This is a genomic window from Streptomyces sp. NPDC043427, assembly GCF_056436655.1.
This window is the reverse complement of the sequence record NZ_JBWKCC010000023.1, coordinates 141,719-161,903: the sequence shown is the minus strand read 5'-3', so window position 1 is coordinate 161,903 and position 20,185 is coordinate 141,719. Positions and strand designations below refer to the sequence as shown.

Below are 20,185 nucleotides of genomic sequence, written 5' to 3'. Positions count from 1 at the left end.
GAAGACCGCGGCCGGCCTGGCCTGACCCGTGCCCGACGCGATACCCCGCTGCGGCCGCCACCCGTGACCCACCGGCACGGCGTGGCGGCCCAGCCGCGCTCCCCCGTCCACGACGCGCCCCCGCGAGGTCGCCCCCCGATGACAACACCCACGGAACCCACTCCCGCCCCGGCCGCCGAGCAGACTTCCTCCTCCCGCGTGACGGTCATGTGCGCCGTAGCCGCGCTCGCCCTGGCCCTGACCCTCATCGGCGGCAACAGCGACACGCCGTCCCCCTCCTCCCAGCCGCCTCGCGCCGCACCCGCCGCGCCCACGGAGCGGCAGACGGAGGAGACCGCAGCGCCGAGGCAGACCGGCAAGCACCTCCCCCGCGCGAAACCTCTGCGTCTGCACATCCCGAAGATCGGCGTCGACGCCCCCTTCACCGCGCTCTCCCTCGCTTCCAACGGACAGCTCGAAGCGCCGCCCGCCGACGACACCAACCTGGTCGGCTGGCACGCCGACGGCGCCTCACCAGGAGAGACCGGCACCTCGATCATCGCGGGGCACGTCGACACCAAGACGTCGGCGGCCGTCTTCGTACGACTCAGCGAACTCGAGAAGGGCGACACCTTCTACGTCACCCGTGCCGACGGCCGCCGGGCGACCTTCCTGGTCGACAGCGTCGAGACCTTCGAGAAGGACCGCTTCCCCAGCGAACTCGTCTACGCCGACACCTCCCGCGCCCAGGCCCGCCTGATCACCTGCGCGGGCGACTACGACCGCTCCGTGCGCGACTACACCGACAACCTCGTCGTCTTCGCCCATCTCGTCTGACCCACTGCCGTACTCGCACAACGGCATACATCGCGGTATGCGTGTCTGGTGGCCGGGGTGGGTGCGATGAGCGCGATGGCGCTGGCGACCGAGCCGGCGCCGGGGGTGCGTCCGGCACCCCCGGCGACGACGAGACGGCCCGCGCCCGAGCCGCCGGTCACGCGGTCCCGGGCAGCCAAGTCGGCCCGCTTTCCCGGGCGGCCTGGCTCGCCGTGTCGTCGGCACCGGTGGGGAGGCGCTGTGCCGGGCCGGGCGGTCGAGGGGCACGGCCCGGTCGCGCCGGGTGCCGGCGGGCCACGGATGCTCGGTGGTCCTCACCGCGGACGGAGGTTCGTCCTGACGGTGGTGAAGGACTCGGCTCCGCTGACGGACACGGTGTCCACGCGGGCCTCCGGCAGCCATGGCCTTTGCGCCCGTCGCCCTGTTCGGGGTGGCGGTGTGGCGCCTGGGTCGCGACGCCACGGTGCTGCTCCGCCCGCTCGTCACCGCCTGCCGTGCGGTGGCCGTCGTCTCGGTCGTCCTCCGAGGCGAGGGTCAGGCCCGCGCCAGCAAGGTGGTGAGGACCTGACGCAGCGTCGACTCCGGGTCCCGCGTCTTGTCCGCAGAGCGCCACCCCACGAACCCGTCCGGGCGTACGAGTACGGCGCCTTCGGGTGTCGTGCCGTGCAGCTCCGACCAGTCGCCCTCGGGCACCAGGTCTGCCTCGGGGCCCTCGCCCACCCGGTACGAGATCAACGGCACCGACAGCTCCGCGGCGAGGCGGGTCGCGGCCTCGTGCCATCCGCTCCCGTCGGTGGCGTCACTGAGCAGGACGAGGGACCGCTCGTAGAGGTCGAGGGTGGAGACCCGCTCGCCCTCGTGTCGCACCCACACGTGCGGTGCCCTGCTCCCGGGCTCACCCGTCAGGTTCAGCCCCTCCGGGACGACGGGGGTCGCGGGGTCGGCGTCGACGACGGCGCCCTGCGGATACCGGTAGCCGAGGGCCACGTTGAGGATGCCCTTCTGCGGGCCGCCGCCCGCTCCGGGTGCCGGGGCGAATCCGGGGTGGCTGTGCTCGACCGACCGGGCGGCAGCACGGGCGCTCGTCGTCTCCGCGACCGGGCGGCGCTCGGCGTCGTAGGTGTCCAGCAGCCCGTCCCCCGCCCAGCCGCCGAGGACCGCGGCCAGCTTCCAGGCGAGGTTGTGGGCGTCCTGGATGCCGGTGTTGGAGCCGAATGCGCCGGTGGGCGACATCTCGTGGGCGGAGTCGCCGGCCAGGAAGACGCGGCCCGACCGGTAGCTGCGGGCGACGCGCTGGGCGGCGTGCCAGGGCGCCCTGCCGGTGATCTCGACGTCGAGGTCCGCGACCCCGACAGCGCGGCGGATGTGCTCCACGCACCGCTCGTCGGTGAACTCCTCCAGTGTCTCGCCCTGTTCGGGGTGCCAGGGGGCGTGGAAGACCCAGTTCTCCCGGTTGTCCACGGGCAGCAGGGCACCGTCGGCGTCGGGGCTGGTCAGGTAGCAGACGATGAAGCGGCGGTCGCCGACCACGTCGGCGAGGCCGCGGGAGCGGAAGGTGACGCTGATGTTGTGGAAGAGATCGCCGGGGCCGCTCTGTCCGATGCCGAGCTGTTCGCGGACGGGGCTGCGCGGGCCGTCCGCGGCGACGAGGTAGTCCGCGTGGATGGTGGTGTGCTCGCCCGTGTCACGGCTCTTGACCACGGCGGTGACGCCGTCGGAGTCGGCGTCGAACGACATCAGTTCGGTGTGGTAGCGCAGGTCGCCGCCGAGTTGCCGGGCGTGGTCGAGCAGAACGGGCTCCAGGTCGTTCTGGCTGCACAGGCACCAGGAGCTGGGGCTGAAGCGGGCCAGGCCGTTGCCCGGGTCGATCTGCCGGAACAGCCACTCGCCCGCGTCGCCGACCAGGGTGGGCGTCTGCAGGATGCCGTGGTTCTCGGCCAGTGTGGCCGCCGCCTCGTGGATCGCCGGTTCGGCGCCGGCCACCCGGAAGAGCTCCATCGTGCGGACGTTGTTGCCCCGGCCGCGCGGATGGATGGAGGTGCCGGCGTGGCGCTCCACCAGGGTGTGCGGCACCCCCAGCCGGCCCAGGAACAGCGAGGTCGACAGGCCGACCAGGGAACCGCCGACGATGAGGACCGGGACCTTGTGGGTCTTGTTGTCGGCCTGCTCGGCTCTTGCTTTCATCTCTCGCCTCCAGCACGTCGTGTCCGCGGAATCGGCCGCGTACGGCACGGCCGGGCCCTTCATGCATGCCACCCGCGGCGCGCGGCGGCTCAGGCTTCACCCGCTTGACCCGCCTGGTTAGCGGTGCTCCAGGGCACGACCCACGATCGTCCTTACGTGCCCCCGAGGAAGAGGTGTGCCGGATGTCGGTCTCCCCTGCCGTGCCGACAAATTCGGACGGTGTCTCCACCACCGCGTTCGACGGATCCCGCGTGCGGGTCGTCCTGATGCTGGACATCCACGACGGAACCCAGCGGGAGTTCCTGGACGCGTACGAGTACATGCGCGACCGGGTGGCCGCCGTGCCGGGCCACATCAGCGACCAGCTGTGCCAGTCCCTCGAGAACCCCACGCAGTGGCTCATCACCAGCGAGTGGGAGAGCGCGCCGCCCTTCCTCGCCTGGGTCAACAGCGAGGAGCACCTGGATACGGTGCAGCCGCTGCAGAACTGCGTCCGCGACACCCGCTCGATGCGCTACAGCGTCCTGCGGGAGACCGGGGGCGCGCAGGCGCGCTCGGTGGCCGACGAGACGCTCCCGCCCGCTCCCCGCGTGGGCGGCAACGTCGTACGGCACGCCCTGACCTTCCCTGTCCGGCCGGGGAGCGAGTCCAAGGTCGCGGAGATCCTGTCGGGTTACGCGTCGCCCGAGGCACGCGTGGACGACACCACACGCCTCCTGCGCACCTCGCTGTACTTGTATGGCAACCGGGTCGTGCGCGCGGTCGAGGTGCGGGGCGACCTCCAGGCCGCGCTGCGCCATGTGGCCCGGCAGCCCGAGGTGCGGGCCGTCGAGGAGGCCATCAACCCGTACCTGGAGCAGGACAGGGACCTAGACGATCCGCGGTCCGCCCGGCTGTTCTTCACCCGCGCCGCTCTGCCCGCCGTCCACCACGTGACGTCCGGGCGCCCGGACGGGCCGCGTGTGCAGCGGTGCGCCCTGCACTACCCGGTCCGGCCCGGCGCCGCCCAGACGTTGGCCCGGCTCCTGGCGCGGCAGGACGAGGCCGCCGCGTCCGACCCGGCGAGTCCGGTCCGCGCCGCCACCGTGTTCCACCGCGACGACATCGTCGTACGGCTCGTCGACGTGGAGGGCGAGCCGGACGAAGCGCCCGCGTACGTTCTCGCCCTGCACGAACCCGTCGGCGTGGCGGAGGCGGGACGCTTGCTGGACACGGCCGCCCTCGGCATCGACGGGCCGCTGACCGACGAGCGCACGCTGCTGCGTCTCCTCACGCACACACGCATGCAGCCGTTGACCGACCGCCGTTCACCGACCTCCTGACCGACCGTCCTCCCCGCCCCTCCCCGCTTCCCGCCTTCGGAGTGACTGACATGACTGAGCGACAGGCCCGCATCGTCTCCCTCGCCGACGCCGCACCGAACCGCCGACGCGGTGGTGACGTCCGCGCCCTGCTGACGCCCACCACGGTCGGCTCGACCAGTGGCTTCATGGGCGTGGCCCTGGTGCAGCCCGGGGAGCGCATCGCGGAGCACTACCACCCGTACTCCGAGGAGTTCGTGTACGTCACGCACGGCACGTTCGAGGTGGACCTGGACGGGGAGCCGCACCCCCTCAGCACCGGCCAGGGGCTGCTGATCCCGCCGTATCTGCGCCACCGCTTCCGCAACGTGGGCGACGACGAGGCGCGCCTGGTGTTCCACCTGGGGCCGTTGGCTCCGCGTCCCGACCTCGGGCATGTCGACACGGAGGAGGCGGCGGAGGCGGTGTCCTAGAAACGGCCTCATGCGACGAACCCCATCCCCGATACTTCGGGGATGGGGTTCGATTCGGAGCGCCGGGCAGGCCTTGCACCTGCATTTCCCCGCAGGAAGCGGGGCGTCTTTCCTTGGACCACCAACGCCTGGCACCACCACCGGAGTTCCGGCGGCCTGCTCAAGATCAAGCTTACCGTATTTTCGACGATGGGCCGACCACGATGACGACGCCCCCCTCCCCCACCCGGCTGGTGGTCCTGCGCGGCAACAGCGCTTCCGGCAAGAGCTCGGTGGCCGCCGGCCTGCGCGAGCGGTACGGCCGGGGTATCGCCCTGGTGAGCCAGGACGTCCTGCGGCGCGAGGTGTTGCGCGAGCGGGACGTGCCCGGCGGCGCCAACATCGGCCTCATCGACCTGACCGTCCGGCACGCCCTCGACCATGGCTTCCACACGGTGCTCGAAGGCTTGCTGTACGTCGCGCACTACGGCGACATGCTCGCCGGGCTGCTGGCCGACCACCCGGGGCGCGCGCACTGCTTCTACCTGGACGTCCCCTTCGAGGAGACCCTCGCCCGCCACGCCACCAAGCCGATCGCCGACGAGATCGCCGAGGCCGAACTCCGCTCGTGGTACCGGCCGTTGGACCTGCTGCCGGGCGGCGTCGAGACGGTGGTGCCCGCCGACAGCTCACTCGCGGCGACGATCGACCTGGTGATGCGGGTGTCCGGACTCGGCGCGCCCTCCGCGGTACCGGGCGGCTCCTGACGGGCGACGCTCACCGCAGGGCCGCCGCCACCAGCGCGCGGATCTCCGCCTCGGACACGCCTCCGCCGCTCACCAGCCGGTCGAAGACTAGCCCGTCCACACAGACCAGCAGCGTGACGGTGCGCTCCTCGGCGTCCGCGTGGCCCTGCGCGGCCAGGAAGTCCTGCGCGACCTGTCTGGCCGCGTTCTCGCGCGGTACGAGGATCTCCCGCAGCTCGGGATGGCGCACGCTCTCCAGGGCGCAGGCGTAACGGGCGAGGGAGCGGCGTCGCCCTTCTCCCGTGAGCCGGTGTTCGACGAAGGCGGTGAGCCCGGCGGCGAGTTCCTCGGCGTCCCGCGGAATGGGCGTCCGCTCCCCGATCGCCTGGAGTTCGGCCTGGTCCAGCGCGACCAGCCGGCGGACCAGGGCGGTGAGCAGCGCCTGGCGGGTGCGGTAGTAGGCGGAGGTCGTGCCCGGCGGCAGGTTCACCGCCCGGTCGACCGCGCGGTGGGTCAGGCCGCGCATCCCGGCCCCGGCGAGCACGTCGATGGCCGCGTCGGCGAGGAGGGTGCGTCGATCGGTGGGCATCTCCCCTTTCTACACCCGTAGAGGGCCGGAGTAGTCTCGTGGGACCCTCGTCTTCTACATCTGTAGAAGACGAGGGCCCAGTGGGAAGAAGGCGGCGGCACGGGTGGAGGAGGAGGCCGACCAATGGGCGGCAGTGCGGTGGTGGTCGGGGGAGGCATCGGCGGGCTGGCCGCCGCGGTCGGGCTGCGTCTGGTCGGCTGGGAGGTGACCGTCGTCGAACGCGCCCCCCTGGCCGACGTGGGCGCGGGGATCTCCCTCCACGCCAACGGCATACGCGCGCTGGACGCACTCGGCGTCGGCCTCGGCGCGGCCGCGCGGCCCCAGTACGAGGGGGGCACCCGAAGCCCCGACGGCGGTTGGCTGGCCCGGATGGACGGTGGCGTGCTCGAGCGCGAGCTGGGTACGCCGATCGTCGGCATACCGCGGGCCGAGCTGCACCGGATGCTGCGCGCCGCGTTGCCCGAGCAGTGCCTGGTCGTCGGGGCCGAGGTGACGTCCGTCGCGCGCACCGACTCGGGTCGGATGCGGGTGCCCGTGGGGGACGACGTACGGGAGGTGGATCTGGTCGTGGGCGCCGACGGCGTCAACAGTCGGCTGCGTGCCCAGGTGTTCCCCGACCACCCCGGGCCCGCCTACAGCGGTTCGAGCGTCGTGCGGGCCATCACGGAACGTCCCGTAGAGGTCGACACCGACTTCGAACTGACCTGGGGCGGGGGTGCCGAGTTCGGTCACATCGTGTTCGCCGACGGCCGGGCCGAGTGGCACGCGGTGTACAACGCGCCGGCGGGGGTGCGGCACCCGGACACGCTCACGGAGATGCGCCGCCGCTTCGGCGCCTGGCACGATCCGATCCCGGCGCTGCTCGACGGCACGCGACCGGACGCCGTCCTGCACCATGACATCCATGAGCTGGTGACGCCCCTGCCCGCCTTCGCCGCGGGCCGGATCGCCCTTCTCGGCGACGCCGCCCACGCCATGACGCCCCACCTCGGTCAGGGCGCCTGCCAAGCACTGGAGGACGCGGTCACGCTCGCCGCCGCGCTCGCCGCCGAGGCCACGGTCGAGGCGGCGCTGTCCCGCTACGACGCCGAGCGCCGCCCGCGCAGTCAGTCCGTCGCCCGCGCCGCACGCCGGGCCGGACGGATGGGGCAGCAGCTCACCCACCCGTTGGCCGTCGCCGTACGCGACACCGCGCTGCGGCTGGCTCCGTCCCGCGCGACCATCCGCGCCATCCTGCGGCACGCCGACTGGGGGCCGCCGGGCCTGGGCTGACCGTGTGGGGGCGGGGCGGCGAAGGGCGGCTCCCGGCGACCGCTATGTTCGAGTCGAACAACCAAGGGGTGGGGATGCAGAAGACAGACGAACGGAATGAGGAGGCGGAGGCAGCGGTCGCGGGCCCGGTGGGGACCGACGACGCCTCCGCAGGCGGCTGGCCGCGGTCCTGGGTGCTCCTGCTGGTGGGCGCGGCCGTCGTTCCCGGTACGGCGCTCTTCGCCGTCGGCCGGTTCATGGACGCCCCGGCCATGCAGGCGTGGCGAACTGTCTGTCTCGCCATCACCGTGCAGGCGATGCCCTTCCTGCTGCTGGGTACGGCCCTGTCCGGGGCGATCAACGCGTTCGTGCCGGCGCGGGTGTTCACCCGGATACTGCCGAAGCGGCCCGTGCTCGCCGTCCCGGTGGCCGGGGTCGCCGGAGTCGTCCTGCCGGGCTGTGAGTGCGCGTCGGTGCCGGTGGCGAACAGCCTGATCGGACGCGGTGTCACCCCGGCCGCCGCCTTCGCGTTCCTGCTGTCGGCCCCCGCCATCAATCCGGTCGTGCTGACCGCCACGGCCATCGCGTTCCCCGGCAGCCCGGCCATGGTGCTGGCCCGGCTGCTGGCCTCGCTCGCCACCGCCGCCGTGATGGGCTGGCTGTGGCTCTGGCTGGGTCGCGCGGAGTGGCTGCGGCCGTCGGTGCGGCACACCGGGCACCGGCCGGGGCACAGCCGCTGGACGGAGTTCCGGCTCGGCTTCCAGCACGACTTCCTGCACGCGGGCGGTTTCCTGGTCGTCGGGGCCATGGCGGCGGCCACCTTCAACGTGGCGGTACCGCGCTCCGTGCTCGACGCCTTCACGGGCTCGCCCTGGCTGTCGGTGCTGTTCCTGGCCGCGCTCGCCATCCTGCTCGCGGTGTGCTCCGAGGCCGACGCGTTCGTCGCCGCGTCGCTCACCGGCTTCTCGCCCGTCGCGCGGCTGACGTTCCTGGTGGTCGGGCCGATGGTCGACCTGAAGCTCATCGCCCTTCAGGCGGGCACCTTCGGCCGGGCGTTCGCGGTCCGCTTCTCCGCCGCGACGACGGTCGTGGCCATCCTGTGCAGCGTGCTGATCGGAGGGGTGCTGCTGTGAGACGACCGGTGCAGATGATCCTGCTCGTGCTCAGCGGCCTCGCCCTGCTGCACGCCTCGCTCCTCACCGACCTCTACCTCAGGTACGTCAAGCCGGGGATGCGTCCGATGCTGATCGTGTCGGGGGCGCTGCTGCTCGTACTGGGGGCGGTGGACGCCTGGTCGTACTGGCGGTCGAGGGGCGGTCACGACCACGGCGAGCCGGACAGCGAAGGTGGCGGTCATGGCCATGACCACTCCACCACCCCCCGGGTCGCCTGGCTGCTGCTGCTCCCCGCACTGAGCCTGCTCTTCTACGCCCCACCGACCCTCGGCGCCTACACCGCCTCCCGCGCGGAGCCCAAGGCCGTCGCGAAGGTCGAGGAACAGGACGACTTCGAGCCGCTGCCCGCGACCTCACCGCTGCCGATGACCCTCACCGACTTCACCGAGCGGGTGCAGCAGGACCGCGAGCAGGCCATCAAGGGACGCAGTGTGCAGCTCACCGGGTTCGTGACGCCGGTCAAGGGCGGCGACGGCTGGGAGCTGACCCGGATCATCTTCACGTGCTGTGCGGCGGACGCCCAGTCCGTGAAGGTACGGGTCCATGGGGCCCCGGCGCTGAAGGCGGACACCTGGGTGGCCGTCACCGGCACCTGGCATCCCGGCGGGACCCTGGGCACGAGTTCCGCTTCGGCCGCGCTGGACGCGAGCGCCGTGAAGAAGATCGACCGGCCGATGAACTACTACTCGGACGCACTTCCGCTCAACCTGTCCTGATGGGCGAGGCCACCCACGCATGAGCCGGGCTGGCGGGGATACTCCGGCCATATGGGACGAATCGCGAAATCCAATCACCGAGCCGGTCGACCATCCGAGCAGGTCGAGCATGTCGAGCACGAGGTGCAGAGAACCGGGGATCCGGAGACGGAACAGCGGGCGCCGGAGCAGCCGACGCAGTTGCCCCGGCAGTCCTGGATGGCGGTGCTCAAGGGGACGGTCAAGGAGTTCAAGGACGACGAGCTCACCGACCGCGCCGCGGCACTGACGTACTACGGCGTGCTGGCGATGTTCCCCGCCCTCCTCGTGCTGGTCTCACTGCTGGGCATCGCGGGCAAGTCGGCCACCGACGAGGTCCTGAACAACATCAAGACCCTGGCGCCGGGCTCGGCCCGGGACATCATCAGCGACGCGGTGCAGCAGTTGCAGGGCCGGGGTGGCATCGGCTCGATCATGGCCGTGGTCGGCCTGGTGCTGGCGGTGTGGTCGGCCTCCGGCTACGTCGCGGCGTTCATTCGCTCGGCCAACGCCGTGTACGACATCCCGGAGGGGCGCCCCGTATGGAAGGTGCTGCCGGTCCGCCTGGGCGTGACGGTGTCGCTGCTGGTGCTGGCGGTCGTGAGCGCGCTGATCGTGGTGTTCACCGGCGACATCGCCCGCGATGCCGGTGCGACGCTGGGGGTCGGGGACACGGCACTGACGGTGTGGGCGTTCGTGAAGTGGCCGGTGCTGGTCGTGCTCGTCACCGTCATGATCGCGCTCCTGTACTGGGCGGCACCCAACGTCAAGGGCCGCGGTTTCAAGTGGATCACCCCGGGCAGTGTGCTGGCCCTGCTGATCTGGCTGATCGCCTCGGCAGGGTTCGCCTTCTACGTGGCGAACTTCGCGTCCTACAACAAGACCTACGGCACGCTCGCCGGAGTGATCGTCTTCCTGGTGTGGCTGTGGATCAGCAACATCGCGATCCTGCTCGGCCTGGAGTTCGACGCGGAACTGTCCCGTCAGCGTGCCGTCGCCGGGGGCATGCCGGCCGAGGAGGAGCCGTACCTTCCGCCGCGCGACACACGTGCGTGGAGCGAGGAGGACCAGCGCCGCATGGAATGACCGGAGGGTGGTGCTCACCAGGTACGCACCGGGCGGCCGCCAAGGTGTGCGCGGACAGCGCGGTGTCCGTGCGCGCTGAGGCAACCCGGGTGCCGGAACCGTGGGTGTGATGGAGGCCGGAGCACGGCAGGTGCCGCCGGTCGGCGGTTTCCGTGGCCCGTAGAGCAGGTCTCGTCGTGCGCGTGATGATCAGGAGAAGTGACCCATGACCGGTAAGAAGCCCACCGTCGTCCTCGTGCACGGGGCGTTCGCCGAATCCTCCGCCTGGGACTCCGTCACCGAGCGCCTCCAGGCGGCCGGGCACCGGGTGATCGCGTTCGCCAACCCGCTGCGCAGCCTGTCCGGCGACGCCGAGGCCCTGCGGAGCCTGCTCACGTCGATCGAGGAGCCGATCGTGCTCGTCGGCCACTCCTACGGCGGGGCGGTCGCCTCGAACGCGGCGCGTGACGTGCCCGGCGTGCGCGCGCTGGTGTTCGTCGCCGCGTTCGCCCCGGAGTCCGGTGAGAGCATCGGCGAGCTGACCGGCAAGTTCCCCGGCAGCACCCTGCCCGACGTCCTGGACACCGTGCCGCTCGCGGACGGCACCACCGACTTCTACATCCGCCAGGACGCCTTCCACCAGCAGTTCGCCGCCGACCTGCCCGCCGAAGAGGCCGCGCTCAACGCCGCCGCCCAGCGTCCGCTTCGCGACACCGCGCTCAACGAGGCCTCCGGTGCGCCCGCCTGGAAGAGCGTCCCGTCGTGGTTCGTCTTCCCTGAGCTGGACCGCAACATCCCGCTGGAGGCGCACCGCTTCATGGCCGAGCGCGCGGCCGCCAAGGAGGCCACGCTCGTGCCGGGCGCCTCCCACGCGCTGCCGGCCTCCAGCCCCGAGGCCGTCACCACCACGATCCTGAACGCCGCGAACAGCGTCGCCTGATCGACGGTCGGTCGGGGGGCGCGTTCCATGGGGCGCGCCCCCCGACTCGTGCGCCCTCGGCAAGCAGATATAACCGGCACCATGATCTATCACCTCGTTCCGCTGGCCGAATGGAACGCCGTCCCCGACCAGCCCTACGCCCCGGCCTCCCTCGCGGACGAGGGCTTCGTGCACTGCTCCCCCGACGAGGCAACCACCCTGGCCGTCGCCAACGCCTTCTACGCGAAGGCGCCGAGGCCGCTGCTGGCCCTGGTGCTGGACGAGGGCCGACTCACCGCCGGGCTGGAGTGGGAGAAGGCGGCCCCCGCCCCACCGCCCGGCGTCGCCGACGACGTCTCGTTCCCTCACGTCTTCGGCCCCCTCAACCGCGATGCGGTCGCAGAGGTCCTGGAGGTCCAGTGGGACGAGGAGGGCCGGGCCACTGCTGTGCGGAACATGAGCTGACGGCGCCTGAAGCGTGTGGCGAACGTCCCGTCGTCCGCCCGAAGGGCGGGCCCTGCGGCGTCCGGTGCGTCTGATCGCAAGGCTGAGGGCCGCCCGCGTACTGGGTGTACGTGGTGATCCCGGCAACGCGGCGACCGCGTGCCTGGCGTCGCGGGGCAGGCGGGACGTTCGCAGCACGCCCCAGCTGCCCGGTCCTACAATTTGGTACCGAACGATCAATGGAGCGTGTCCCTCTGCCCGGTCATCGGTCCGTCACCGAGGCGGAGAAGCCGGCGGCGACGAAGCTCGGCGGCATCCCGATCCGACGCGAGCAGATGGCTGTCGTCGCCAACATCTACCGTGCCGCCTCGGCCGTGCGGCAGCACTTGGAGAACTCGGTGCTGCGCGGTGCCGACCTGACCTGGACGGCGTTCGTCGTGCTGTGGGTCGTCTGGGTGTGGGCGAGTCGGAGACCCGGCATGTCGCGGAGGAGGCCGGGATCTCCAAGGGAACGCTCACCGGCGTGTCGCGGACGCTGGAGAGCCGCGGGCTCGTCCGACGGACCGGGCACCCCACCGACGGCAGGCTGGTCCTGCTCAGCCTCACCGAGGAGGGGGAGGAGCTGATGCGGCGGGTGTTCCCCGCCTTCAACGAGGAGGAGGCGTTGTCGCCGGACGGCTCAGCGACGAGGAGTGCCGGGCCGTCGCCGAGGGGCTGCGCCAGGTCGTACGGCAGGTCGAGGAGAACGGTGAGGAGCGCCGTCTGCCCCTCCTCGACGGCGCCGAGCCCGCCCGGCGCCGCAGCGGACGCCGCCCGAAGGCCTGAAGCGGCTCCCGCGCAGACATGCCCCTGACGTGCCGCCCTCACCCCCGCACGAGTTCCGCGCGCCGGCGCTCCAGGAAGCCGCGCTCCGCCGGGCTCGCGACGAGGGTGAGGGCGGTGTCGTACGCGCGTACCGCCTCGGTGTCACGGCCCAGGCGGCGCAGCAGGTCGGCGCGCACGGCGTGGAAGACGTGGTAGCCGGCGAGGTCGAGGTCGTCCAGCGCGGCGAGGGCCGGAGCAGGACCCTCGATCTCGGCGAGGGCGACGGCTCGGTTGAGGGCCACGACGGGGCTCGGCGCGAGGGCCATGAGCTGGTCGTAGAGCCGCAGGACCTGCCCCCAGTCGGTGGCGTCGGCGGTCGGCGCGTCGCTGTGGACGGCCTGGATCGCGGCCTGGATCTGGTACGGGCCGGGCTGGTTGCGGCGCATGCAGCGGCGGACGAGCGACTGGCCCTCGGCGACCAGGTCGCGGTCCCACCGGGTGCGGTCCTGCTCGCCCAGCGCGACGAGCTCGCCCTCGGCACTGAAGCGGGCGGGCCGGCGCGACTCGACGAGCAGCATCAACGCCAGCAGCCCTATCGCCTCCGGCTCGTCCGGCATCAGCCGGGCGAGGAGCCGCCCCAGTCGTACGGCTTCGGCGCGCAGCTCCGCGTCGCCGGTGTAGCCCTCGTTGAAGACCAGGTAGACGACCGCCAGGACGCCCCGCAGCCGGTCGGGCAGATCGGCGTCGCGGGGCACGCGGTACGGGATCCGGGCGTCACGGATCTTCGCCTTGGCCCGGACCAGACGCTGGGCCATCGTCGGTTCCGGCACGAGGAAGGCCCGCGCGATCTGGGCGGTGGTGAGTCCGCCGAGGAGGCGCAGGGTCAGAGCGACCTGGGCCTGGGTGGCGAGCGCGGGATGGCAGCAGGTGAAGATCAGGCGGAGCCGGTCATCGTGCACGGGGCCCTCCTGCGTCGGCGTGTCGGGCGCGTACAACAGGGCCGCTTCGGCGTGCCGGGCGTCCCGGGTGGACTCGCGGCGCAGCCGGTCGATGGCGCGGTTGCGTGCGGTGGTGATGATCCAGCCCCCCGGGCTGGGCGGCGCCCCGGTGTCCGGCCACTTCCGCGCGGCGGTCGTGAAGGCGTCCTGCACCGCTTCCTCGGCGAGGTCGATGTCACCGAGGAAGCGGACGAGGACGGCGACCGCGCGGCCGTACTCCGCGCGGAAGACGGCCTCGATGTCGAGGGGCGGCGGCTCTGCGCCCCCTGTTCCCCCGACCTCGGCGTGCATCAGGCCTCGCCCATGAAGGGGCGCACCTCGATGGGGAGTGTGGTGGCCCAGGTCGCCCGGCGGCCCCACTTCAGGGCCGCGTCCAGGTCGGGGGCCTTGATCAGGCAGATGCCTCCCAGGTACTCCTTGCCCTCGGCGTACGGGCCGTCGGTGATCAGCACGTCGCCGCCCTCGGGCCGCAGTACGGTGGCCGTCTCCGGGCCGTGCAGTCCGCCGGCGAAGACCCAGGCTCCGGCCTCGCGCAGCTCCTGGTGGAAGGTCTGCAGATTGCGGTTGATCTCCGCGAGTCCCTCGGCCGAGGGCGGCTCGCCCTCGCTGGGCTGGACCACGCTGAGCAGGTAGTACTTCATGACGGCCTCCTTGGTGTCGGGCGGTCGGCTCGGCTTGCCTCACCTCCTACACGAACAGCTGGCGACCAAATCGACACCGCGCCCCGCGATACCGAAGAATCGTCCCATGACCACGACACCGCACCCCCTCGTCAGCCGTGCGCGCCGGCTGGCGGATGATCTCCTCGCCCCGCACGCGGAGCGCGTCGACCAGGAGGGCGTACCGCAGGAGCACATCGCGGAGATCCGGCGGTCCGGGCTGCTCGGCGTGAGCGCACCGAAGGAGTACGGCGGTGCGGACGCGCCCGCCGCGGTGGCCCGGGAGACGGCGGAGATCCTGGCCGGGGCGTGCTGTTCGACGTGGTTCGTACAGACCCAGCACCACACACCGGTGGCCACGCTGACGCATGGCGAAACCGCGGTGCGGGAACGGCTGCTCGGCCCGCTGGCCCGCGGCGAGCTGCTGTCCGGGGTGGCCTACGCCCATCTGCGCGGTCACCCGCGTACCCCGGTACGGGTCACCCGGGAGCGCTCCGGCTGGCGCTTCGACGGCACGGTGCCCTGGTACACCGGCTGGGGCCTGAACGACGTGATGCTGCTCGCCGGGATCACCGACACCGACGAAGCGCTCTTCGCCTTCACGGACGCCCGGGACCAACCGGGACTGCGCGCGTCGGCACCGATGCGCCTCGCGGCCCTCTCCGCCTCACGGACGGTCTCACTGGAGCTGGACGGTCTGTGGCTCCCCGAGGAGTCCGTCGCCCTCCGCCAGCCGTACGCACAGTGGGCCGCGACCGACCGCGTGAAGACCCTCAGCGCCTCCCCCGCGGTCTTCGGCATCACGGAGACGGCCCTCGATCTCCTGGACGACGACACGGCCGCCCCGCTCCGCGCCCGCCTCCACAAGATCCGCGCCAGTGCCTACGCCCTGGCCGACCACCCCACCCCGCACGAGCACGAGCGGGAACGACTGGGCCTACGCACCCAGTCCTTCGAACTCCTCCGCGCAGCCACCACCGCAGCGGTGGTAACCGGCGGCGGCCGCGCGATGAACCTGACCCACAAGGCCCAACGCCTGGCCCGTGAGGCCCTGTTCCTCCTGGTCCAGGGCCAAACACCAGAATCACGCCGAGCCCATCTCAACGCCCTGACCTGTTAGGGACGCAGGCAACTGCACGCTCAGCCAAAGACAACCCGCGGCCGCAGAACAACCGGGACTCCCCCCTCACCCGGCGAACGGCACCCGCACCGACGGCGCCTGCGGAGCGAACGGATACTTCCACACCCCTTCCCTGGCCAGCCGCGGCAGCACCCCTTCCCCGAACCAGTACGCCTCTTCCAAGTGCGGATACCCGGACAACACGAACTCCTCGATCCCCAGCCCGGCATACTCCTTGATCCGCTCAGCCACCTCCTCATGGCTGCCGACAAGCGCCGTCCCCGCACCCCCACGCACCAGCCCGATCCCCGCCCACAGGTTGGGATGGATCTCCAGCCCGTCCCGGCGACCGCCGTGCAGCTCGAGCATCCGCCGCTGCCCCTCGGACTCGCTGCGGGCGAGCCCGGCCTGTACGGACTTCACGGTCTCCGTGTCGAAGCCCTGCAGCAGCCGGTCGGCCTCCGCCCAGGCCTGCTCGGAGGTGTCGCGGGTGATGACGTGCAGCCGGATGCCGAAGCGCACGGTGCGCCCCTGCTGCGCGGCCAGCCCCCGGATCCATGCGATCTTCTCCGCGACCCGGGCGGGCGGTTCGCCCCAGGTGAGGTAGACATCGACGTGGCGGGCGGCAATCTCACCGGCGATGGGCGAGGACCCGCCGAAGTACACCTCGGGGACAGGGTCGGGGACCCGGGCCAGTTTCGCGTCCTCGACCTGGAGGTGCTCGCCCTTCAGGTCGACGGTCTTGCCGTCCCACAACGCCCGTACGATCTCGAGGAATTCGCCGGTACGGCGGTAACGGTCGTCCTTGTCCAGGAAGTCGCCGTACGCCCGCTGCTCGTGGCTCTCGCCGCCCGTGACGACGTTCAGGAGCAGCCGTCCGCCGGTCTGCCGCTGGAAGGTGGACGCCATCTGCGCGGCGAGCGTCGGCGAGACGGAGCCGGGCCGGAAGGCGACGAGGAACTTCAGGCGCTCGCTCGCTTGGCTGACCATCGCTGTGGTCAGCCAAGCGTCCTCGCACCAGGCTCCCGTCGGGGTGAGCGCGCCCTCGAAGCCCAGATCCTCCGCGGCGCGGGCGATCTGGCTCAGGTAGGCGACCGTCGGCGGCCGGTCCCGTCCGGAGGCGGTGGCCGGGGTGCCGTGGCCGCCGCCGACGACATGGCGGCTGTCGCCGTTGGTGGGGAGGAACCAGTGGAAGGTGAGGGACACGTGGGGTCTCCGATCAGGATGGGCCGCGGGAGCACGTCATCGGGGATGCCCTGCAGCATTCCGTGGCGGGGCGGCCTGGTGCTGTTCAGCACGTACGGCCGATGTGCTGGATCTTCCAGCGGGCCGGATCGTGCAGAAGAAGTTCTGTTGGTCGGGGGTTCCCTGACGGTGGATCACATCCCGGAGAGCCGGACGCCGACAGCCGGTCCAACTCCTCACGCGGGAGGCGTCGTCGGGCATCACGTTCGGCGGCGGCCCGCGCGGTACTCGTCGGCCGGCGTGGCCGCGACGGCGAGGGCCTCGGCCTCGCCGTCGATGACGTGGGCGGACATGGTGCTCAGCCCGCCGCGGCCAGGAGCGGGGTGCGTCCGAGGGCCAGGGAGAACTGGTCGATCACCTGGGTGAGTGCCTCGGTGGCGTTCGGCGTGACGCTCAGCGAGCCGTCCTCGTGCACGGCGATGTCCTTGTCGAGGGTGAACCAGCCCTGCACGATGTGGGCCGCGCCCATGGAGGTGAGGACGGGACGCAGGGCGTAGTCGATGGCCAGGACGTGGGCGGTGCTGCCGCCCGTGGCGAGCGGCAGCACCGTCTTGCCGGTGAGCGCGTACTGCGGGAGGAGGTCGAGGAGCGCCTTGAGGACGCCGGAGTACGACGCCTTGTAGACGGGTGTGCCGACCACGACACCGTCGGCCCGTTCGAACAGCTCCGTGGCCTCGACGATCGCCGGGTGCCGGAAGTCCGCCCCGAGCAGGGCCTCGGCGGGGATCGTGCGGACGTCGAGCGGGATCACCTCGTGGCCCTGCGCGACGAGACGCTGGTCGAGGTGGCGCAGCAGGCGGTTGGTGCGGGAGGAGACGGAGGGACTGCCGGAGACGGACAGGACGGTGGCCATGGGTTCTCTTTCTTCGTGGTGCCGACGGGAAGGCGTGGCGATGGTCAGACGTGGCCGGGAACCGACTCGCTCTCGGAGTCCGGCAGTTGGGCCTCCCAGAGGCCCTCGAAGCTGGAGTCCTGCCGCATGCCCTTGCCATCGGAGGTGGAGCGGCCGGCCTGCCTCACGGCCGCGCCGAAGCCCTCGACGGGCTCGCTGCCGGCCTTGGTGACGATCTCGCGCCGTAGCCGGCCCTGTAGCGGACCTGGCTGAGCGCGGAGTCGAAGCCGTTGTTCTCGGCGAGGACGGCGAGTTCGCGGTTGTACTCGTGCCCCCGGTCGGTGCGCTGCTCGATCTTGCTGGTGACCAGTCCCCCGCTGACGCTGGAGACCCAGTAGGCGAATTGCGGGGGTTTTGCGGGCATGCGGAACTCCTGTTGCGGAAACTCTTTGTGGGCGTGCCGAATTCAGGCGACACGACAGGGCGTCACATTCGGGCAGCGCGAAGAGGAAAGCACGGCACACGACTGCCCGGCGACAGAACGGATGCGGTACGGAAAAGGGGGCGGCGGAATACGGAGAATCAGGCCGCGGCGCTACAGGAGGCGCTGGAGACGCGTGCGAGATCGACATGGCGTCGCCGCGTGAGGTCCAGTCGCATCTTCATGTCATAGATCGTGGCAGTCGTCGACGGCGGCCGTCAAGGTAAACCCGAACGGTCTCGAATCGCGGACCACCGAATTTCTTGCAGGTGCGACAGGAAAACACGCCAATGAACGGGGTTTTGGGAGCCCGGTCAGTCGTCCTCATGCACGGGGACGACGACGAGGAACGCGTCCGACTTCAGGTCCATGACCACCGTCGCGGGCTCGCCCTCCGCACGGCGAGCCGCCGCGTACTCCTCCGCCGGCCACGACCCGCGCGGAGCTCCCGCAGGAAAACGCTCCAACACCTTCGCGCCCATAGCGGCAGCACCTCCGACGTCCACTGTCAAGTCGAACGGACCATTTCGCTCTTCAGCTCGACTGCCCCGGATCGCCGTGTCCATGTTCATCCCCGTTTCATACGGACGCACCGCGACCAGGGGCGTACACCCGTTCGCCGCATCCGATGCGGGGTCCGCCGGGGAAGTGATCCACAGGGGGACGCCGACATGAAGGGCCGAGGACTGATGCAGGGTGATGACGGGAGCGAGGCGCCGCGCTGTCTGGTGACCGGCGCCACGGGGTACATCGGTGGCCGGCTCGTCCCCGAGCTGCTCGCGGCCGGGTACCGGGTGCGCTGCCTCGCCCGCTCCCCCGACCGGCTGCGCGGCCATCCGTGGGCCGACGACGTCGAAGCGGTACGGGGAGACGTCACGGATGCCGACTCGGTCGCCGAGGCCATGCGGGACGTGGACGTCGCGTACTACCTGGTGCACGCGCTCGGCTCCGGTGCGGGCTTCGAGGAGACCGACCGCATGGCGGCACGCGTCTTCGCCGAACGAGCCCGGGCGGCGGGCGTGCGCCGCATCGTCTACCTGGGCGGTCTCACCCCGGCCGGGGTGCCCGAGCACACGCTGTCGCCGCATCTGCGCTCGCGGACCGAGGTCGGCCGGATCCTCCTCGACTCCGGGGTCCCGGCCACCGTGCTGCGGGCGGCGGTGATCATCGGCTCTGGCTCGGCCTCGTTCGAGATGCTGCGCTACCTCACCGAGCGTCTCCCGGTGATGGTCACCCCGAGCTGGGTGCACACCCGCATCCAGCCCGTGGCCGTACGGGACGTGCTGCGGGCCCTCGTGGGCAGCGCCCGTATGCCGGACGACGTCAACCGGGCCTTCGACATCGGCGGACCGGACGTCCTGACGTACCGGCAGATGATGCTCAGGTACGCGGCGATCGCGGGCCTGCCACGCCGGTTCATCCTGCCGCTCCCCGTGCTCACCCCGGGTCTGTCCAGTCTCTGGGTGGGTCTGGTCACGCCGGTGCCGGCGTCCATCGCCCGGCCGCTCACCGAGTCGCTGCGGCACGAGGTCGTCTGCCACGAACACGACGTCGCCCGCTACGTGCCCGATCCCCCCGGGGGCCCGCTCGGCTTCGACGCGGCGGTACGGCTGGCCCTCCAGCGCGTGCGGGAGGCCCGGGTGACGACCCGGTGGTCGTCCGCCTCGGTGCCCGGCGCCCCGAGCGACTCCCTGCCCACCGACCCCGACTGGGCCGGCGGAAGCCTCTACACCGACTGCCGGGAACTGACCGTCGACGCCTCCCCCGAGGCGCTGTGGCGGGTCGTCGAGAGCATCGGCGGCGAGAACGGCTGGTACTCCTTCCCGCTCGCCTGGGCGGTGCGCGGCTGGCTGGACCGGCTGGTCGGCGGGGTGGGGCTGCGCCGCGGGCGCCGGGACGCGTCGCGGCTTCGGGTCGGCGACTCGCTGGACTTCTGGCGGGTGGAGGAGATCGAGCGGGGCCGGCTGCTGCGGCTGCGCGCCGAGATGCGGCTGCCGGGGCTCGCCTGGCTGGAGATGCGCTGCGAGACGGGCGGCGACGGCCGCACCCGCTACCGCCAGCGTGCCCTGTTCCATCCGCACGGGCTGCTCGGCCAGGCCTACTGGTGGAGCGTCTCGCCCTTCCACGCCGCGGTGTTCGGCGGCATGGCCCGCAACATCGCGCAGGCCGCGGAGACGGGCGGGGTGCCCGGGGGTCGGGAGCGCGCACGCATCGGCTGAAGGTCACATCCGCTACGGCGCGCATCCACAGACCGCTTCCGCGCCGAAGCACCTGGGGCCTGTCGTTCGGATCGGGTCGCAGGGAATCGACGCCGGCTGCGTCGATGCGGAGCATCGGCAACCGACGACAACACGGCGTGCCAGACCCCGC

22 protein-coding genes and 2 pseudogenes are annotated in these 20,185 nt (G+C 71.8%); 14 read left to right on the top strand and 10 right to left on the bottom strand.

Annotated elements, in window-relative coordinates; all coding sequences use genetic code 11:
* The first annotated feature begins 138 nt into the window (after positions 1 to 138).
* Positions 139 to 816 carry a class F sortase gene (locus tag AC067M_RS30920; RefSeq protein WP_478700327.1) on the top strand — a complete coding sequence of 226 codons (678 nt, stop codon included), beginning with the start codon at positions 139 to 141 and terminating at the stop codon, positions 814 to 816.
* A gap of 400 nt (positions 817 to 1,216) precedes the next feature.
* Positions 1,217 to 1,384, top strand: coding sequence for a hypothetical protein (locus AC067M_RS30915; RefSeq protein ID WP_478700326.1), 168 nt, complete (start codon positions 1,217 to 1,219; stop codon positions 1,382 to 1,384).
* On the opposite strand, the gene AC067M_RS30910 is transcribed toward AC067M_RS30915, so the two are convergent.
* Positions 1,351 to 3,000: an FAD-dependent oxidoreductase gene (locus AC067M_RS30910; RefSeq protein ID WP_478700325.1), complete on the bottom strand. Its 1,650-nt coding sequence runs from the start codon at positions 2,998 to 3,000 to the stop codon at positions 1,351 to 1,353. The genes AC067M_RS30915 and AC067M_RS30910 overlap by 34 nt on opposite strands.
* A gap of 182 nt (positions 3,001 to 3,182) precedes the next feature.
* On the opposite strand from AC067M_RS30910, the gene AC067M_RS30905 reads away from it, so the two are divergent.
* The 3 genes from AC067M_RS30905 (at position 3,183) to AC067M_RS30895 (ending at position 5,520) form a co-directional block, all read left to right on the top strand.
* Entirely contained in the window at positions 3,183 to 4,322 is a 1,140-nt protein-coding gene (locus tag AC067M_RS30905; RefSeq protein WP_478700324.1) for a SchA/CurD-like domain-containing protein, read from the top strand.
* 50 nt (positions 4,323 to 4,372) lie between these two features.
* Entirely contained in the window at positions 4,373 to 4,774 is a 402-nt protein-coding gene (locus AC067M_RS30900; RefSeq protein ID WP_478700323.1) for a cupin domain-containing protein, read from the top strand.
* A 203-nt stretch (positions 4,775 to 4,977) separates the two neighbouring features.
* Entirely contained in the window at positions 4,978 to 5,520 is a 543-nt protein-coding gene (locus AC067M_RS30895) for an AAA family ATPase (RefSeq protein WP_478700322.1), read from the top strand.
* A gap of 10 nt (positions 5,521 to 5,530) precedes the next feature.
* On the opposite strand, the gene AC067M_RS30890 is transcribed toward AC067M_RS30895, so the two are convergent.
* The gene (locus AC067M_RS30890) at positions 5,531 to 6,088 is read right to left on the bottom strand and encodes a TetR/AcrR family transcriptional regulator (RefSeq protein ID WP_478700321.1); all 558 of its coding nucleotides are present in this window, start codon (positions 6,086 to 6,088) and stop codon (positions 5,531 to 5,533) included.
* Between the two features lie 123 nt (positions 6,089 to 6,211).
* On the opposite strand from AC067M_RS30890, the gene AC067M_RS30885 reads away from it, so the two are divergent.
* From AC067M_RS30885 to AC067M_RS30855, 7 genes and pseudogenes are all read left to right on the top strand, one after another.
* Positions 6,212 to 7,360, top strand: a complete 1,149-nt coding sequence (locus AC067M_RS30885) for an FAD-dependent monooxygenase (RefSeq protein ID WP_478700320.1) — start codon at positions 6,212 to 6,214, stop codon at positions 7,358 to 7,360.
* Between the two features lie 74 nt (positions 7,361 to 7,434).
* Positions 7,435 to 8,472 (top strand): permease, encoded by a 1,038-nt coding sequence (locus AC067M_RS30880; protein WP_478700319.1) that lies wholly within the window; start codon positions 7,435 to 7,437, stop codon positions 8,470 to 8,472.
* Positions 8,469 to 9,230 carry a TIGR03943 family putative permease subunit gene (locus tag AC067M_RS30875; protein ID WP_478700318.1) on the top strand — a complete coding sequence of 254 codons (762 nt, stop codon included), beginning with the start codon at positions 8,469 to 8,471 and terminating at the stop codon, positions 9,228 to 9,230. Before AC067M_RS30880 ends, AC067M_RS30875 begins: the two co-directional genes overlap by 4 nt.
* 198 nt (positions 9,231 to 9,428) lie before the next feature.
* On the top strand, positions 9,429 to 10,334 hold the full coding sequence (locus tag AC067M_RS30870) for a YihY/virulence factor BrkB family protein (protein WP_478700332.1): 906 nt from the start codon (positions 9,429 to 9,431) through the stop codon (positions 10,332 to 10,334).
* 205 nt (positions 10,335 to 10,539) lie between these two features.
* The gene (locus AC067M_RS30865) at positions 10,540 to 11,253 is read left to right on the top strand and encodes an alpha/beta fold hydrolase (protein ID WP_478700317.1); all 714 of its coding nucleotides are present in this window, start codon (positions 10,540 to 10,542) and stop codon (positions 11,251 to 11,253) included.
* A gap of 81 nt (positions 11,254 to 11,334) precedes the next feature.
* Complete coding sequence (locus tag AC067M_RS30860; RefSeq protein ID WP_478700316.1) at positions 11,335 to 11,697, top strand: DUF952 domain-containing protein; 363 nt, start codon at positions 11,335 to 11,337, stop codon at positions 11,695 to 11,697.
* Positions 11,698 to 11,930: 233 nt separating this feature from the next.
* Positions 11,931 to 12,501: pseudogene (locus AC067M_RS30855) on the top strand (MarR family winged helix-turn-helix transcriptional regulator).
* Between the two features lie 38 nt (positions 12,502 to 12,539).
* Here AC067M_RS30855 and AC067M_RS30850 read toward each other — a convergent pair.
* Positions 12,540 to 13,769: an RNA polymerase sigma factor gene (locus tag AC067M_RS30850; RefSeq protein ID WP_478700315.1), complete on the bottom strand. Its 1,230-nt coding sequence runs from the start codon at positions 13,767 to 13,769 to the stop codon at positions 12,540 to 12,542.
* A complete protein-coding gene (locus AC067M_RS30845; protein WP_478700314.1) occupies positions 13,769 to 14,119 on the bottom strand; it encodes a YciI family protein in 351 nt (116 codons plus the stop codon). The genes AC067M_RS30850 and AC067M_RS30845 overlap by 1 nt, the downstream gene beginning before the upstream one ends.
* Before the next feature lie 106 nt (positions 14,120 to 14,225).
* Between AC067M_RS30845 and AC067M_RS30840 the strand changes: the two genes are divergently transcribed.
* Complete coding sequence (locus AC067M_RS30840; RefSeq protein WP_478700313.1) at positions 14,226 to 15,257, top strand: acyl-CoA dehydrogenase family protein; 1,032 nt, start codon at positions 14,226 to 14,228, stop codon at positions 15,255 to 15,257.
* 66 nt (positions 15,258 to 15,323) lie between these two features.
* Here AC067M_RS30840 and AC067M_RS30835 read toward each other — a convergent pair whose 3' ends face one another.
* From AC067M_RS30835 to AC067M_RS30810, 6 genes and pseudogenes are all read right to left on the bottom strand, one after another.
* A complete protein-coding gene (locus AC067M_RS30835; protein WP_478700312.1) occupies positions 15,324 to 16,463 on the bottom strand; it encodes an LLM class flavin-dependent oxidoreductase in 1,140 nt (379 codons plus the stop codon).
* Between the two features lie 337 nt (positions 16,464 to 16,800).
* The gene (gene ssuE / locus AC067M_RS30830; protein ID WP_478700311.1) at positions 16,801 to 17,355 is read right to left on the bottom strand and encodes an NADPH-dependent FMN reductase; all 555 of its coding nucleotides are present in this window, start codon (positions 17,353 to 17,355) and stop codon (positions 16,801 to 16,803) included.
* Between the two features lie 44 nt (positions 17,356 to 17,399).
* Positions 17,400 to 17,522 (bottom strand): hypothetical protein, encoded by a 123-nt coding sequence (locus tag AC067M_RS30825; protein WP_478700310.1) that lies wholly within the window; start codon positions 17,520 to 17,522, stop codon positions 17,400 to 17,402.
* A gap of 50 nt (positions 17,523 to 17,572) precedes the next feature.
* Positions 17,573 to 17,758 (bottom strand): annotated as a pseudogene (locus tag AC067M_RS30820) (dimethylsulfone monooxygenase SfnG); the annotation flags it as partial.
* Between the two features lie 158 nt (positions 17,759 to 17,916).
* Positions 17,917 to 17,994 carry a putative leader peptide gene (locus AC067M_RS30815; protein WP_445269002.1) on the bottom strand — a complete coding sequence of 26 codons (78 nt, stop codon included), beginning with the start codon at positions 17,992 to 17,994 and terminating at the stop codon, positions 17,917 to 17,919.
* Positions 17,995 to 18,129: 135 nt separating this feature from the next.
* Positions 18,130 to 18,297, bottom strand: coding sequence for a hypothetical protein (locus tag AC067M_RS30810; RefSeq protein ID WP_478700309.1), 168 nt, complete (start codon positions 18,295 to 18,297; stop codon positions 18,130 to 18,132).
* Positions 18,298 to 18,486: 189 nt separating this feature from the next.
* Here AC067M_RS30810 and AC067M_RS30805 point away from each other — a divergent pair, with 189 nt between their 5' ends.
* Positions 18,487 to 20,034 carry an SDR family oxidoreductase gene (locus AC067M_RS30805; protein ID WP_478700308.1) on the top strand — a complete coding sequence of 516 codons (1,548 nt, stop codon included), beginning with the start codon at positions 18,487 to 18,489 and terminating at the stop codon, positions 20,032 to 20,034.
* Positions 20,035 to 20,185 lie beyond the last annotated feature (151 nt).